This window comes from Amycolatopsis sp. La24, assembly GCF_029087445.1.
GTDB lineage: Bacteria > Actinomycetota > Actinomycetes > Mycobacteriales > Pseudonocardiaceae > Amycolatopsis > Amycolatopsis nivea.
The window spans coordinates 15593-30260 of record NZ_JARACH010000089.1 but is presented as its reverse complement, the minus strand read 5'-3'; the positions used below and the strand labels follow the sequence as shown (position 1 = coordinate 30260).

The following is a 14668-nucleotide window of genomic DNA, read 5'->3' as shown; positions in this document are numbered from 1 at the left end:
AGCTGGATTGTGCTGACGGTTGGGGGGTGCTTGTCAAGGCGGGAAAGATGCCTTGACAAGCACCCCCGAACCGCAGGTGAGCTTCGTATCGGGGTTGGGGGAGGGGCTGGGTGCCTCGCTCGGTGGGTGCACTGGCTGCGGTTTGGGTGGGGGCCTTGATGCTTTGGGTGCATCGGCTGCGGGAGCGGCTTGGTGGCTTGATCGTTCCGTACTTCTGCTGCGGAAGCGGCTGGCGCATCGATCGTTTAGTGCATCGGCTGCGGGGAGCAGTGGCGCCTCGGCGGTGGGCGCATCGGCTGCGGTTGGGCGGTGGAAGTGCGCAGTTTGGGGAGCTGGAGGCGGGGGTCGCGGGGGGTGCGGGTAGCGCCCCAATGTGGCATTGGGTGCGTGGGACGCACCCAATGTGGCGTTCGGTGCGTCTGACGCACCAAATGCCGCATTGGGGCGCATCGCGGCGGGTGCGGGCTGGCGGGTGGGCCGTGAAGGACTCCTTGAGGGAATCCAAGTCCGTGAAGGGGCCCCTCACGACCGGAGGCGGGTCGTGAGGGGAACCCTGAAGGAATCAGAGTCAATGAGGGTGGCCCTCACGGAAAGCGGCGAGGAGTGCGCGCGGGGTCAGCGGAAGGCTGGGTAGAAGGCCAGGTCGGCGTGCGGGCCTAGGCGGGCGGCCAGGGCTGCAGCGACTCTGGTGGAGTGTTCGGCGACTTCGGTCAGGCGCGAGTAGCCAGCGTGCCTTGCCAGTTCGCGCCACCAGGTGACCAGGGCTGCCTCGCGGCTTACTGGGGTTGCGTGCCTGCTCAGGTTCAGGTGCGGGAGCAGTTCCCGGGTGATTTGCCAGACTTGCAGCATTTCGCTGATGGTGAGTTGCTTCGCCAGCTCGACGTCGTCGGCGAAGGACGGCCATACGTCGACGATTTCGGCTCGCCAGGCGGCGATCATCGCTTCGCTCATGCCTGCGGGGAGCGCCATCGCGCGCGGGTCCGACACGAACGGCAGCCGCAGGCAGGAGGCGTCGACCAGGGCGGTTCGGACCCGGCCGCGTTCGAAGTCCAGGAAGCGGACTCCGGAGCCGGTGACCAGGTTGTTTTCCGGGGCCAGTTCGACCGGGCTGAACGCGCGGAAGGCGGCCGACCTGGCTTGGGCGACGGCTTCGGCGATGCGTTCGCGCACGGACTCGGGGACGGGCACGTCCAGCAGTTCGGACAGGAGTTCTTCGACGTCGTCGGCCAGGCCTGCCAAGCCGTCGTTGTCGGTTCGCACTGGGCCGCCCAGGCGGCGCAGCAGCGCGTTGAAATCGGCTTCGCGGCTGGCGGTGCTCGCGTGCAGGCGGCCGAGCGAACGGGCCCACGAGAGCAGTGCTCGCTCGGCTGCGCGGGAGTCCCGGGCGGCCAATTTGTCTCGCAGGGTGGGTGCGCGGCCCAAGTCCTCGATCACCAGCACGCGGTCGCTGCCGTCGTGGGCCAGGAGTTCCGGGCACATCCGTTCGTCCGGCGCCAGTGCCGTGAACAGCTGGTAGCTCACGGCTTCCTGGGCGAACGGGTCGACCCGGCCGGGTTCCGGCGGGTCCGGATAGTGCTTGACCACCAGGGTGCGCGGCAGAGCGAAGGAGGAAGACACGACCCGTGCCCGGACGACGGTCGCCGGGCCGCTTCCGGAGAGGTGTTCGGGCGAGACGAGCGTGATCGCGCTCCCGAACCGGCGCGTGAGCACCGCCTCGCCCGCCGCGACGGCCGCGGCGACTGCGAGTTCCCCGGCTTCCGCCCGGACTCCAGCGTCGCCGGCGGAGGAGGTGTCGACTGTCATTGTCACCGACCCTACTCGTGACTGAGCAACCATGACCACAACGTTCCGGGCGCCGGGACGCGCCCGGAATCACCCACGGGAAAGCGGACGCAGCAACGCGTCGGAACGTTGCTTGCGTCGGCGAACTATCAGCACAATGGCCGCAGCAAGAACGATTCCGAAGAGGTTGACCAGCAGCTGCAGCACCGAAAAACCGGTCCGGTCCCAGCGTCCGGCGACCGCCGCGACCATGGCGTAACCGGCCGCGGGGACCGTCGTCACCGAAATGAACACGCCGACGAGCGCGGCCGATTTCGCCGACGTCATCGCGAGCATTCCGGCCGCCCCGGCGAGCAATGCGACCACGAACGACGCGGGTCCGACCTGATACACGAAATCGACCTGATGGTTATTGACTATCGCGTGCGGATCGAAAAGACCGGCCGAGCTGCCGAGCAGCACTCCGAGCAGCGTGATCGCCATCGACACCGGGAAACCGACGGCCAGCGCGACCCCCGCCCGGCGCACCAGGTCCCAGCGGCGCAGCACCATGCCGACCGCGATCGCGGCGAGCGGGCCGAACTCCGGCCCGACCACCATCGCGCCGACGATCGTCACCGACGAGTCGGTCAGCACGCCGACCGCGGCGAGCAGGCACGCGATGGCGAGGAACGCCTGGAACGTGGCGTTCCACCGCGACTCCTCGCCGGTGCGGCCGAGCAGCTCCTGCCACACGACCGCGTCCGCGCCTTCGCCGGGAGCGGCTTCCTCGGCCGCGTCGGCGGCATCGGACAGCGCTGTGTCCAGCGATTCCATGGTGATGCCGCCGCTGCGGTCGAGACCGAGCGCGCACAAGGCGTCGACGATGTCGTCGGCCGCCTCCCGCGCGACGTCCGCCTCGATGAGGTCGCCCTCGGGCGAGACGGACGCGCCGCGGTGCACGATCAGGTGCGCCGCGCCCGGGTGGGTGCGCAGCAGCTCCAGCGTCTCGTCAGTGCGCTCCGGCGGGCAGATCGCCCTGAGGTGCAGCACTAGCTCGCCCCGCCCCGCCAGCCGCCCTCGACGGACCCGCTGTGCGCGGCCACTACTTCTCCTGTGCGGCCGGTTTGCTCTGCGGGACCGCCGGTTTCGCGTCGATCCCGGCTTCCTTGCGCTGCTGCGCGGTGATCGGCGCGGGCGCGGCGGTGAGCGGGTCGTAGCCGCCGCCGGTCTTCGGGAACGCGATCACGTCGCGCAGCGAGTCGGCCTTGGCCAGCAGCATCACGATGCGGTCCCAGCCGAACGCGATGCCGCCGTGCGGGGGCGCGCCGAACTGGAACGCCTCGAGCAGGAAGCCGAACTTCTCCTGCGCTTCCTCCTCGCCGAGGCCCATCAGTGCGAACACGCGCTTCTGGACGTCCTCGCGGTGGATACGGATCGAGCCGCCGCCGATCTCGTTGCCGTTGCAGACGAGGTCGTAGGCGTAGGCGAGCGCGTTGCCCGGGTCCTGCTCGAACTTGTCGATCCACTCCGGGGTCGGCGAGGTGAACGCGTGGTGCACGGCGGTCCACTTGCCGGAGCCGACCGCGACGTCGTCGCCGATGTCCTCGACCGGCGCGAACAGCGGCGCGTCCACGACCCACACGAACGACCAGGCGTCCTCGTCGATCAGGCCGAGCCGGCGGCCGATCTCGTCGCGCGCGGCGCCGAGCAGCGGCTGAGCGGCGGAAACCTTGCCCGCGGCGAAGAAAATGCAGTCGCCGGGCTTCGCGCCCGCGGCTTCCGCGACGTTCGCGCGCTCGGTCTCGGACAGGTTCTTGGCGACCGGGCCGCCGAGCGTGCCGTCCTCGTTGACCAGGACGTACGCCAGGCCCTTCGCGCCGCGCTGCTTCGCCCACTCCTGCCAGGCGTCGAGCTGACGACGCGGCTGCGAGGCGCCGCCGGCCATGACGACCGCGCCGACGTACGGGGCCTGGAACACGCGGAACGGCGTGTCCGAGAAGAAGTCGGTGAGCTCGGTGATCTCGAGGTCGAAGCGCAGGTCCGGCTTGTCGGAGCCGTACTTCGCCATCGACTCGCGGTAGGTGATCCGCGGGATCGGGGTGGCGATCTCGTGGCCGATCAGCTTCCAGAGCGACTTCACGATCGCTTCGCCGACCGCGATGACGTCGTCCTGCTCGACGAAGCTCATCTCGATGTCGAGCTGGGTGAACTCGGGCTGGCGGTCCGCGCGGAAGTCCTCGTCGCGGTAGCAGCGGGCGATCTGGAAGTAGCGTTCCATGCCGCCGACCATGAGCAGCTGCTTGAACAGCTGCGGCGACTGCGGGAGCGCGTACCAGGAGCCGGGCTTGAGCCGCGCGGGCACGAGGAAGTCGCGGGCGCCTTCCGGGGTGGAGCGGGTCATCGTCGGCGTCTCGACCTCGACGAAGTCCTGCGCGTGCAGCACCTCGCGCGCCGTGCGGCTGACCTCGCTGCGCAGCCGGATCGCGGCCGCCGGACCGCTGCGGCGCAGGTCGAGGTAGCGGTACTTGAGCCGGACCTCCTCGCCGACGTCGACCCGGTCGTCGATCGGGAACGGCAGCGGAGCGGCCTCGGACAGCACTTCCAGCTCGGTGGCGAGCACCTCGATCTCGCCGGTGGCGATGTCCGGGTTCGCGTTGCCCTCGGGCCGCTTCGACACCTCGCCGACGACCTTCACGCAGAACTCCGACCGCAGCGCGTGCGCGCGCTCGGCCATCTCGCCCTCGCGGAACACGACCTGCGCGACGCCGCTGGCGTCCCGGAGATCGATGAAGATGACTCCGCCGTGATCGCGCCGCCGCGCCACCCAGCCGGTGAGGGTGACGGTCTGACCGGCCTGCCCGGCACGCAGAGTGCCGGCTTGATGAGTGCGGAGCACTGCGACTGCTCTCCCTAGGTCCACGAGATTCGGGTGCGGCGGGTGCACGGGGTTGAGCCGAACACGCATTTCGCCGGATACAGAGGCTAACGAACTCGGTGTCCGGGGGTGCGGGCAGGTTTGGGTCCGGGCGGTGGGGGCGGGGTTCGGGCGTTGCGGATGGCTTGGGGCGGCGGGGGCAGCGCGGGTCGGGCAGTGTCCGCTTGACGGAGGCGGCTCCGGCTCGTCGGGGCAGCCCTGCTGGCGCGAGCCGGGCGGGCAGCGCGGGCGCGAGACTCTCCGAGGCCAGCAAGCCTTCGGCTTGGACCGTGCCGCTCGGCCAGGCGGCAGCGCTGCTGGCGCGAGCCGAGCAGGCAGGACCGGGCGAGACTCCCTGAGGCCGGTAAGCCTTCGGCTGGGACGGCTCCGGTTCGCCGGGGGCGGGTCTCGAGCGCTGCCAGGTCAAACCTCGCTGACCAGGCAATGCGAGAGGCGAGAAACCCTGGAGTCAGCGCCCGCGATGGCGTGGACAGTTCGGATTCGCAGGAACGGGAGCGCCGACGCAGGGGTGACGCGGACTGGTCGGGACCGTAGCGCTGGAGTTCAGGCGGGTGCGGGTGAGCGGACTCGCCGCGGTCTGCACCCCGACGAGGCTGGACCATGTCGTTCCCGCGCGCGCCAGGCAGGTCACAGAAGGCGCAACTGCTCCGCCTCCCCCACCCGTTGTTCAGGCACCTCCGCGTCCGGCGGGTCCGGTTCCGTCCGGGTTTCCGAATGCGCCCTGGGGGCTCGCGGGTCCAGACCGTGCCGCCGAAGCAATGGGGCTACCACTGTGCCCAGCCGTTCCCGGTAGCCGCGGTCGACGTAGCTTCCTCGGGCGTACAGGCGGCGGTATCGCGGTGCCAGCTCGGGATATTCGCGCTTCAGCCACGCGGCGAACCACTCCCGCGCGCCCGGCCGGAGGTGCAGGGGCAGGACTGTCACCCTGGTCGCCCCGGCTTCGGCCAGTTGGGCGAAAAGCGGGTCGAGGGCCTCGGGCGAATCTGTGAGGTACGGCAGCACCGGCGCGACCATCACCGAGCACGGCAGACCCGCCGCGGCGGCTTTGCGGATCAGGTCCAGGCGGGCTCGCGGGGTCGGGGTGCCGGGTTCCAGGCGGCGCTGCAGGTCGTCGTCCAGCAGGGCCAGTGACACGGCCAAATGGACCGGGACGTCCTTGCCCACCGACTCCAGCAGGGGCAGGTCGCGGCTCAGCATGGTGCCCTTGGTGAGGATCGACAACGGGGTTCCGGAGTCGGCGAGGGCGCGGATGATCCCGGGCATCAGCCGGTAGCGGCCTTCGACGCGCTGGTACGGGTCGGTGTTCGTGCCCATCGCGACTGGTTCTCGTTGCCAGCTCGGCCGTTTCAGTTGCGCGGCCAGCACTTCCGGCGCGTTGACCTTGACCACGACCTGGGTGTCGAAGTCGCGGCCGGCGTCGAAATCCAGGTACGTGTGGGTGTTCCGGGCGAAGCAGTTGTGCGACACCATCCCGTCGGCGATGAAATCGCCGGTGCCCGTCGTGATGTCGAACAGCGGCAGCTCCAGCCCCGTCGGCGCGACGGTCGCGACGGTGCGCCGGACTCCCCCGATCACGGTGCCGTCCAGGGAGCGTTTCCACTCGACGGCCGGGTCGACCAGGTGCAGGAACCGCAGCACCTCGCCGGTGCCGCCGGTGAGGCGTGCTTGCCTGCGGCCGGGGTGCTGGCGGTGGCCGACGGTGTCGTAGCTGAACGAGAACCGGTCCAGTGCTGCGAACAGCATGTCCACCACTTCGTTCTCGTCGTGCGCGATGGAGAGCGTGCCGCGCCGGTAGCCGCCCGCCAGGTCGAAGAGCCCGGCCAGGAAACCACGCGCCCAGTGCGCGTCCGGTTCGCGCGGGATGCGCATGAAGCCCACTGACGAACCGAAATCCGGCAGATACGCCAGGGCTCGCGCGGCAGCGTCCGATTCCGCGGCGAACCCGCCTGAGCGCAGCATTCCGCACAGGTACCCGGCGCGGTAGCCGAGCGTGTCGTCCGGCGTGCGCGTGAAGCGGCCGCCGCCGACCAGTTCGGTGCCGGGTTCCAGGTGCGGCCGCTGCGCGGTGCCGAGTTTGCTGCCAGTGACGTATTTCCAGCCGCGCGAGCTGAGGAACCGGTGGTCCGGTCCGGCGACGATCCGGGTGCCGTCGTCGAGCGTGACGCGGTACGCCGGGCGCACCGTGGTCCAGTGCGCGAGCACCTCGGTGGGCACCAGCCTGCGCGCGACGCCGTGTCCGCGCGTGCCCATGATCCGGTCGCCCACGCGCAGCTCGGCGATCGGCTTCGCGCGGCCGTCGGCCATCAGCACCGGCGTGTCGCCTTCGAGGCAGTACGTGCACGCGTGCGAACACCCGCGATACGGATTGACCGACCACCGGAACGGCACGGCGGACGATTCGGGCACCCGGTTCAGCACGGACCGGGCGCGCACCTCGTGAAAGGTGACGCCGCCGAACTCCGGAGCGCGCACCGAGCGCACCACATCCCCGAAGGCACCGAGACCGGGGAGTGCCGGCTCCTCCTTTCCCGCTCGCAACTGTTCCCAACGCACCCCTACAGTCGAACACATGTTCTAAAGCACTGTCAAACATATGTTCGAACACCCCTCGAACGAGCGAGGTGCTGGCTCAGCCGCCGAACCGCTCCAGCGCGCGGATCTTGTTCGTCGCGTCGAGGGCCGCGACCTTGTACGCCTCGGACAGCGTCGGGTAGTTGAAGACCGCGTCCACCAGGTAATCCACCGTCCCGCCGCAGCCCATCACCGCCTGGCCGATGTGGACGAGATCCGTCGCGCCGGTGCCGAAGACGTGCACTCCCAGCAACTTCCGGTCCGCCGTCGACACCAGCAGCTTCAGCATCCCGTAGCTGTCCCCGGAAATCTGGCCGCGCGCCAGCTCCCGGTACCGCGCGATACCGACCTCGTACGGCACCGAAGACGACGTCAGCTGGGCCTCGGTCGCGCCGACGTACGAGATCTCAGGAATCGTGTAGATCCCGATCGGCTGCAACGCGCCGATGTCGTTCGCCGGTTCGCCGAACGCGTGGTACGCGGCGAGCCGGCCCTGGTCCATCGACGTCGCCGCCAGCGCCGGGAACCCGATCACGTCGCCGACCGCGTACACGTGCTCAACCGACGTTCGATAGTGCTCGTCGACCTCCAAACGACCGCGCCGGTCCGCGGTCAGGCCGGCGTTCTCCAGCGCCAGCGCACCGGTCATGCCCTGCCGCCCGGCCGAGTACATCACCGCGTCCGCCGGGATCCGCTTGCCGCTGACCAGCGTCGTCACGGTGGCGTCGTCGGAGACCGCGACGTTCGCGACCTTCTCCCCGAACCGGAACGTGACGCCGAGGTCGCGCAGCTGGAACTTCAGCGATTCCACGATCTCCGGATCGCAGAAGTCGAGCATCTGGTCGCGCTGCTCGACCACGGTCACCCGCGAACCGAGCGCGGCGAACATCGACGCGTATTCGATCCCGATCACCCCCGCGCCCACCACGACCAACGAGGACGGGATCGCCTCCATCGCCAGGATCTCGTCGGAGTCGAGCACGCGCGCGGCGTCGAAGTCGACGTGGTCCGGGCGTGCGGGACGGGTGCCGGTCGCGATCACGACGTAGTGGCCGGTGATGGTGCGCCGGTCGCCGCGGTGTTTGCCGTCGATCAGGACGGTGTGCGGGTCGGCGAACGAGCCGACGCCGCCGATCAGGTCGACGTGGTTGCGCAGCAGCTGCGCGCGCACCACCTGCACCTCGCGCCCGATGACGTGCTGCGTGCGCGCCATCAGGTCCGCGATGGTGATGTCCTGTTTCACCCGGTAGCTCGCGCCGTACAGCTCGCGCTGGTTCATCCCGGTCAGGTACAGCACGGCTTCGCGCAGCGTCTTGGACGGGATGGTGCCCGTGTTGACGCACACGCCGCCGACCATGTCGTGCCGGTCGACGACGGCGACTTTCTTCCCCAGTTTCGCCGCCGCGATGGCGGCTTTCTGCCCTCCCGGGCCCGAGCCGATGACGATGAGGTCGTACTCGTATTCGCTCACGGACCCGAGCCTGCGCATCCGCGCCGGTCGGCGCAAGTCCTCACGAGCGCAAGGCGCCCCGGCGGCGGTGCAGATCGGTGACCGAGCCGAGCGCGGCGTCGAGCTCCTCGCGCAGCAACGCGGCCTGTTGCGCGGCGACGTCCTCCCCCAGCAACTCCGCGAACCGCCCCCTCTCCACCAGCGCCAGCGCCTCCCACGGAGACGACGCCAGCTGTCCGCTCAGCGCACCCGCGTCAGGCGGCGACAGCTGTTCGGCCAGGCCAGCGGTACCTGCGGCGATCAATGCGGCGACGACGAGGTGCGGCTGGGCGTCCGCGCCTGCGAAGCGGAATTCCAACCGCGGCGCGGAGGACGTCCCGCACAACCGGACCGAAGACGTCCGGTCGTCCGGTCCCCACCGCAGTTCACGCGGCGAAAACGGAGCGGTGCGCAGCCGGACGTAGCTGTTCCACGTCGGTGCCCACACCGCGGACAACGATCGTGCGTCCCGCAGCACTCCGGCCAGAAAAGCCCCCAGCGCGAACGGAAACCCGACCGGTCCGTCCGAAGTAGACAGTGACAGATGGACGTGGCACGAATTCCCCTGACCGGGTTCCGGCGCGGCGAGGTAGTCGGCTTGCGCACCGTGCTGGGTGGCCACCCGCCGGGTCACCGTCTGCAGCAGCAACGCGTCGTCGCAGGCCGCGAGCGCGTCGCGATGCCGCAGGACAACTTCGTACTGCCCCGGATGACACTCCGCCCGCGCCGATTCCACGCCGAGACCGGCCGTCGCCGACCGCAGATCCGCCAGCAGCGGAGCGAGCCCTTCGGTGCCGCCGAGGGCGTAGTCCACGCCATGCTCGGTGAGCGGATCCCCTGCCAGGTTACGGAAAACCACCTCGTGCTCGATTCCGATCGACGGAACCAGCCCGTGCTCCTCCAAGCGCGCCAGCTGCGTCCGCAACACCGTCCGCGGCGCAAGCCCAGCCGGTTCGCCGGACGGAAACTCCGCGTCCCCGACCACTGCCCACGTCTGGTCGCCGAGCGGAAACGCTGTCGCCGCGTCGAGCTTCACGCGCAGGTCTCCGAACCCGCCGAGATACGGCTTCAGCGCATCGGTCTCCGGCAGCGGCTCACGCTCCGGAGTCCAGGCGAAGACGTAGCTGCACACGCCGTATCCGCTGTCCACCACCTCAGCGGCGAACGGCGCGGCCAGCTCGACGGCCGCGAACCGCGCGTGCGGATCGGGCACCAGAAGCACCAGCCGAGCACTGTCCTCGGCGAGCACTCGACGCAGCACCTCAGCCGCCGCCGTACCCGCCTCGGCGCGCACGGCCAGCGACCTCGGCCCGACCGGACGGTCGAACGGGCTCACCAGGCACCGTCCGGATCGGGCGCGTGCAAGGGGTTCGGCACGCGACCCCAGCGGACGTCGAACTCGTCGTCGCGTTCGACCTTGTCGAAGCCCTGTCCAGCGAGATGCTCGCGGTTGAGCGTGACCCGCTCGACGTCCGGCGCGAACAACCGGCAGGCGTCGAATCGCTCAGCCACCTCGGGGTTTTCGTCGCGGTAGCGGCCGACGACCTCGCGCACCAGCGCCCAGAATTCGCCGCGCGCCAACCCGAGATCGTCCAGCAGCAGTTCCGCCCAGAACCGCAGCTGCCCGGAGAAAACCGAGCTGAACAGCGACTGCGCGAGCAGGTGGGCGGGCCAGCGCAGCATGTCGGCGGCGGCGTCTGGCGGCAGATCCGCGTAGCAGGGCAGTTCCTCGTCCAGCAGGTCGACGCCCTGGGCGAAATCCTTGATCGCGATGCGCAGCGGGCGACCGGCCGCGTCCACCACGAGCACGAGATTCTGGCCGTGCGGGCAGAATCCGACGCCGTACTGGAGCAGCCAGTGCAGCAACGGCGTGAGCAGCAGGTCGAACAGCCTGGACAGCCACGCCTCCGCACCGTCGCCGGACTGCGTGATCAGCCTGGTCAGCACGGTCTCGCCAGCGGCATCGCGATACGGCAGCGCGGCGAACGAGATCGCCTGCTCCCCCTCGGCGAGCCGGGCGACAAGCGGTTCGCGCCACAGCGCACCGAGCGTTTCGTGGAACCGGTACGGCAGTTCCTCCAGCGAGCCGAACAGCGGATGCTGGACCGAAACGCTCGCCACCTCGCCGAGCAGCTCGAAACGGTATTTCTCGGACAGCAACGGATCGGCCGCGTCGATCCCGCGCAGCCATTCGGTGACCGACGGCCCGGCAAGCGTCGCCGCGGAGTTCAGACCGCGGTAGACGAGCGTGTTGCGCACGGAGACGGCGGTTTTCACGTCGCGGCGGTCTGGCCGGGAGCGGTTGGCGAGGGTCCGGACTGTCTGATGTGGACGGTAGACGTCGCGGCTCTCCCCCAGCTCGGCCATCCGGCCGGTCGCCAGCTCGGCCGCGTAGAGCGTGCCGATGATTTCGTCGGCCTGCCAAGGATGCACCGGCACCCAGACGTAGTCGGCGGGAGCGCCGAGCTGGGCCGTGCGGGCGGTGAACTCGGCGCGGGTCTGGTCGTCCAGTTCCTCGCGCAGCAGGGTTTCCGCGTCGAGCCCGGCCACGCTGCGGAACTGCGCGAGATCGCGGTGCACGGCGTACCAGCGCAACCGGATGTCGGCACCGGATTCGGGCGCGTAACGGGCACGGTCAGGAGCGGAAAACCCGACGCGGCCCTTGTTGAGGACCAGCCGGGGGTGGCCGGTCAGGTGCCCGTCGGCGAGGTTGTAGTCCATCGTGGACAGTTCGGCGGCGCTCGGTGCGCGGCGCAACCGGGTTGCCTCATTGGCGACCGTCGAGGTCAGCTCGGCGAGGACGTCCGCCAACCGCAGACCAGTGAGACCGAGCCGTTCGCGCGCGTCGACGATCAACGTGCGCGGGTCGTCCACCGGAGTCTCCACACCGTTGGCGCTCCGGATTGCGCTGCCGGGCAACACTGTCCACGACTCGAACGCGCCTCGGCGGGCTTCGAAACGGTACGAAACGGCGTCGGGCAGGTCGAGCTGCCAGCTGCGGTGTCCGGCCCGCGTCGGTTCGCCGGGCTCCGGCACCAGCATCGCTTCGTAGGACAACTCGCCGAGCATTTTGTGCGTGACGAGCGAGCCAGCGGCCCGCCAAGCAGCGTCATCGGTCAGGGTCACAGGTCCTCCGTCTGGTCGAGGCCGAACGTGGTGAACGCCGTCCGCTCGGGCAGGTCGTACACCGGTTTTCCGCATACGGCGTTGAGAATCGCCGCCGCCCGCCACGCGCCGAGGCCGAGATCCGGCGCGCCGGGACCGTGCGTGTGCCGTTCCGCGTTCTGCACGAACAACGGCCCCGGCACGTCGAGTTCGACCCGATAGTCGGCACCGATCACGAGCCGCCCCTGCGCGTCGCGGCGAACCGCGTTGCCAAGTCCTTGCAGCAATTGCCCGGTCGGCGTTTCCGCGTAACCGGTAGCAGCCACCACCGCGGACGTCCGGTGCGTCGCGGTCGTTCCTTGCTGGACGTGGCGCAGTCCCAGTTCGATCCCGTCGCCGACAGTCGCGGACACCACCTCGACGCCCGGCGTCAGCACCGCACCCGGCCAGCCGCCGCCGATGCTCCGGCGGTAGAGCTCGTCGTGGATCTCCGCCATCGTCTCGGCGTCGATTCCTTGGTACAGCTGCCATTGCGTGGGGAGAAGCTGGTCCCGGACCGCCTCGGGAAGGCCGTGGAAGTACGCCGTGTAGTCGGGGGTGAACTGCTCCAGGCCGAGCTTCGAGTACTCCATCGGCGCGAACGCCGGTGTCCGCGCGAGCCACCGCAGACCGTCCATAGTGGATCGCGCACGCAGCAGGTCGAGAAACACCTCAGCGCCCGACTGCCCGGAGCCGACCACCGTCACCGAATCCGCAGCGATCAGCTCCGGCCGATGCGTGAGGTAGTCGGCGGAATGCAGCGCGAGCACGTCGGGCGCGGAAACCAAGGGCTGCAACGGTTTCGGAACGCTCGGCTGCGTGCCGACGCCGAGCACGACCGCCGCCGCCAGCACCGGTTCCGCACCCTCGACGGTCAGCTCGAACGCCTCTTCGCGGTCGATCCAGCGCAAGCCGGTGACCTCGTGCCCGAACCGGCACGACGGCATCCGGGACGCTGCCCAGCGGCCGTAGTCGTCGTACTCGGCGCGCGGCAGATGGAACCGCTCGGCGAAGTAGAACGGCAGCAATCGGCCGCGTTCGCGCAGGTAGTTGAGGAACGAATGGCGGTTGGTCGGGTCGACGAGCGTCACCAGGTCGGCAAGGAACGGCACCTGCAGCGTCGCGCCGTCCAGCAGCAGCCCTGGGTGCCAGCGGAACTCGGGACGCGCGTCGAACAGCACGACTTCCAACTGGTCGAGCGGATCCGCCAGCGCGGCCAGCGACAGGTTGAACGGCCCGATCCCGACCCCGGCGACGTCGTAACGCCTCACGACGCGACCGGGCTTTCCCGCGTGACGCTCGTGCGCAGGTCCGCCGCGACCGTGGCCACCGCGTCGAGCAGCGCGCGGTAGTCGGCGGGTTGGGTGTGCGGATGCAGGAGGGTGAGCTTGAGCCACAGCTGCGCCTCGCCGTCCGGTCCGGTCGGCAACGAGCCGCGACCGATCACCGCGGTGCCGTCCTCGAGAAGCGTGCGGCGCACCTGCGCGACCAACTCGTCTCCGGCCGCTCCGTCCGCCGCCACCGGACGGAAGACCACTGTGGACAGTTCGGGTTCGCCCCACGATCGCAGCGCCGGATGGTCCTCGACCATCGCGTGCACGCCGGAAGCGTTGGCACAGCAGCGTTCCACGAGTGCCCCAATCCCGGCCGTGCCGAGCGCGCGCAGCGTGACCGCCATCCGGAACGCGTCCGGACGCCGGGACGTGCGCAGCGAACGGCCGAGCAGATCGGGCAGTCCAGCTTCGGTGTCGTCGTCGGCGTTGAGGTACTCGGCGCGGACGGTGAGCGCCTGCAGATCGGCCTCCCCGCGCGCGGCGAAGACGCCAGCGGCCACCGGTTGCCAGCCGAATTTGTGCAGGTCAAGCGCGACTGAATCGGCCAGCTCCAGACCGGCGAGGCGCGAGCGAAGGGTTTCGCTGCAGAGCGCGAGACCGCCGTACGCCGCGTCGACGTGCAGCCGCGCTCCGGTCCGGCGGCAGATTTCGGCGATCTCCGGCAACGGGTCGATCCGGCCGGTGTTGGTGGTGCCGGCGGTCGCGACGACCACCGCCTGCGCGCCGAGCGGCCCCAACGCCTCGGCCAGCGCGGACGGGACCATCCGGTCGTCGACGCACGGCACCACGACCGGCGCGGGCAGTCCGAGCAGCCATGCCGCGCGGGCGACGCTGTGGTGCGAATTAGCTCCGCAAACCGGGCGCGTGACGGCGGATTCCCGGGCGAGCAGGAGGCCGAGAAGGTTGGATTCGGTGCCGCCGGAGGTGATGACGGCGTCCGGGCGTGCGGCGTCCGGGTAGCAGAGCCGAGCGATCCCGGTGGCGAACTCGCGCTCGATCTCGCTCGCGACCGGGGCCTGGTCCCAGGAGTCCATCGACGGGTTCAGCGCGGAGGCGACGACGTCCGCGGCGACGGAAACGGCCAGCGGCGGGCAGTGCAGATGCGCGGCGCACGCCGGGTCGCCCGGGTCGGCGGATCCGGCGGCGAGCAGGGCGGAAAGCTCTTCCAGGGCTTGTTCGGCGCCCACCCCGTGCCGAGGGAGCCCGTCGGCGGACTGGGTGCGGGCGAGGGTCGCCGCCACCGCGGCCGGGCCGCCTGCCGGAACCGGACCGCCGCGTTCGGCCGTGCCCGCCGCCATTCCGCGCAGTGCCGCCGGAAGCAGCTGGGCCAGCCGGTCCGCACCGCCGGGGCCGCCCGCGAGCCACTCCGCCGAAGCCACGCCGGACGAGGCCGTCGGCGCTGAGGGCGCATCCGCCATGGAACCGCCTTTC

9 protein-coding genes are annotated in these 14668 nt (G+C 70.2%); all 9 read right to left on the bottom strand.

The window, feature by feature from the left end; translation table 11 throughout:
• Nucleotides 1-615: 615 nt before the first annotated feature.
• Nucleotides 616-1803 (bottom strand): phosphotransferase, encoded by a 1188-nt coding sequence (locus PUT80_RS43225; RefSeq protein ID WP_134666347.1) that lies wholly within the window; start codon nucleotides 1801-1803, stop codon nucleotides 616-618.
• A 69-nt stretch (nucleotides 1804-1872) separates the two neighbouring features.
• Complete coding sequence (locus PUT80_RS43220; protein WP_037818991.1) at nucleotides 1873-2814, bottom strand: DUF389 domain-containing protein; 942 nt, start codon at nucleotides 2812-2814, stop codon at nucleotides 1873-1875.
• 52 nt (nucleotides 2815-2866) lie between these two features.
• Entirely contained in the window at nucleotides 2867-4660 is a 1794-nt protein-coding gene (gene aspS / locus PUT80_RS43215) for an aspartate--tRNA ligase (RefSeq protein WP_275295582.1), read from the bottom strand.
• A 666-nt stretch (nucleotides 4661-5326) separates the two neighbouring features.
• On the bottom strand, nucleotides 5327-7270 hold the full coding sequence (locus PUT80_RS43210) for an intein-containing Rv2578c family radical SAM protein (RefSeq protein ID WP_275295581.1): 1944 nt from the start codon (nucleotides 7268-7270) through the stop codon (nucleotides 5327-5329).
• Nucleotides 7271-7328: 58 nt separating this feature from the next.
• Nucleotides 7329-8759, bottom strand: coding sequence for a Si-specific NAD(P)(+) transhydrogenase (gene sthA / locus PUT80_RS43205; RefSeq protein WP_275295580.1), 1431 nt, complete (start codon nucleotides 8757-8759; stop codon nucleotides 7329-7331).
• A 22-nt stretch (nucleotides 8760-8781) separates the two neighbouring features.
• A complete protein-coding gene (locus PUT80_RS43200) occupies nucleotides 8782-10095 on the bottom strand; it encodes a glutamine synthetase (protein WP_275295579.1) in 1314 nt (437 codons plus the stop codon).
• Nucleotides 10092-11885, bottom strand: coding sequence for an IucA/IucC family protein (locus PUT80_RS43195; protein WP_275295578.1), 1794 nt, complete (start codon nucleotides 11883-11885; stop codon nucleotides 10092-10094). Before PUT80_RS43195 ends, PUT80_RS43200 begins: the two co-directional genes overlap by 4 nt.
• On the bottom strand, nucleotides 11882-13174 hold the full coding sequence (locus tag PUT80_RS43190) for a SidA/IucD/PvdA family monooxygenase (protein WP_134731753.1): 1293 nt from the start codon (nucleotides 13172-13174) through the stop codon (nucleotides 11882-11884). Before PUT80_RS43190 ends, PUT80_RS43195 begins: the two co-directional genes overlap by 4 nt.
• Entirely contained in the window at nucleotides 13171-14655 is a 1485-nt protein-coding gene (locus PUT80_RS43185) for an aminotransferase class I/II-fold pyridoxal phosphate-dependent enzyme (protein ID WP_134731755.1), read from the bottom strand. Before PUT80_RS43185 ends, PUT80_RS43190 begins: the two co-directional genes overlap by 4 nt.
• Between the last annotated feature and the right edge of the window lie 13 nt (nucleotides 14656-14668).

What these genes read in the sequence shown, in the direction of transcription:
- PUT80_RS43225 (WP_134666347.1), bottom strand. Translation starts at nt 1,803, where the DNA reads ATGACAGTCGACACCTCCTCCGCCGGCGACGCTGGAGTCCGGGCGGAA.
- PUT80_RS43210 (WP_275295581.1), bottom strand. Translation starts at nt 7,270, where the DNA reads ATGTGTTCGACTGTAGGGGTGCGTTGGGAACAGTTGCGAGCGGGAAAG.
- sthA (WP_275295580.1), bottom strand. Translation starts at nt 8,759, where the DNA reads ATGCGCAGGCTCGGGTCCGTGAGCGAATACGAGTACGACCTCATCGTC.
- PUT80_RS43185 (WP_134731755.1), bottom strand. Translation starts at nt 14,655, where the DNA reads ATGGCGGATGCGCCCTCAGCGCCGACGGCCTCGTCCGGCGTGGCTTCG.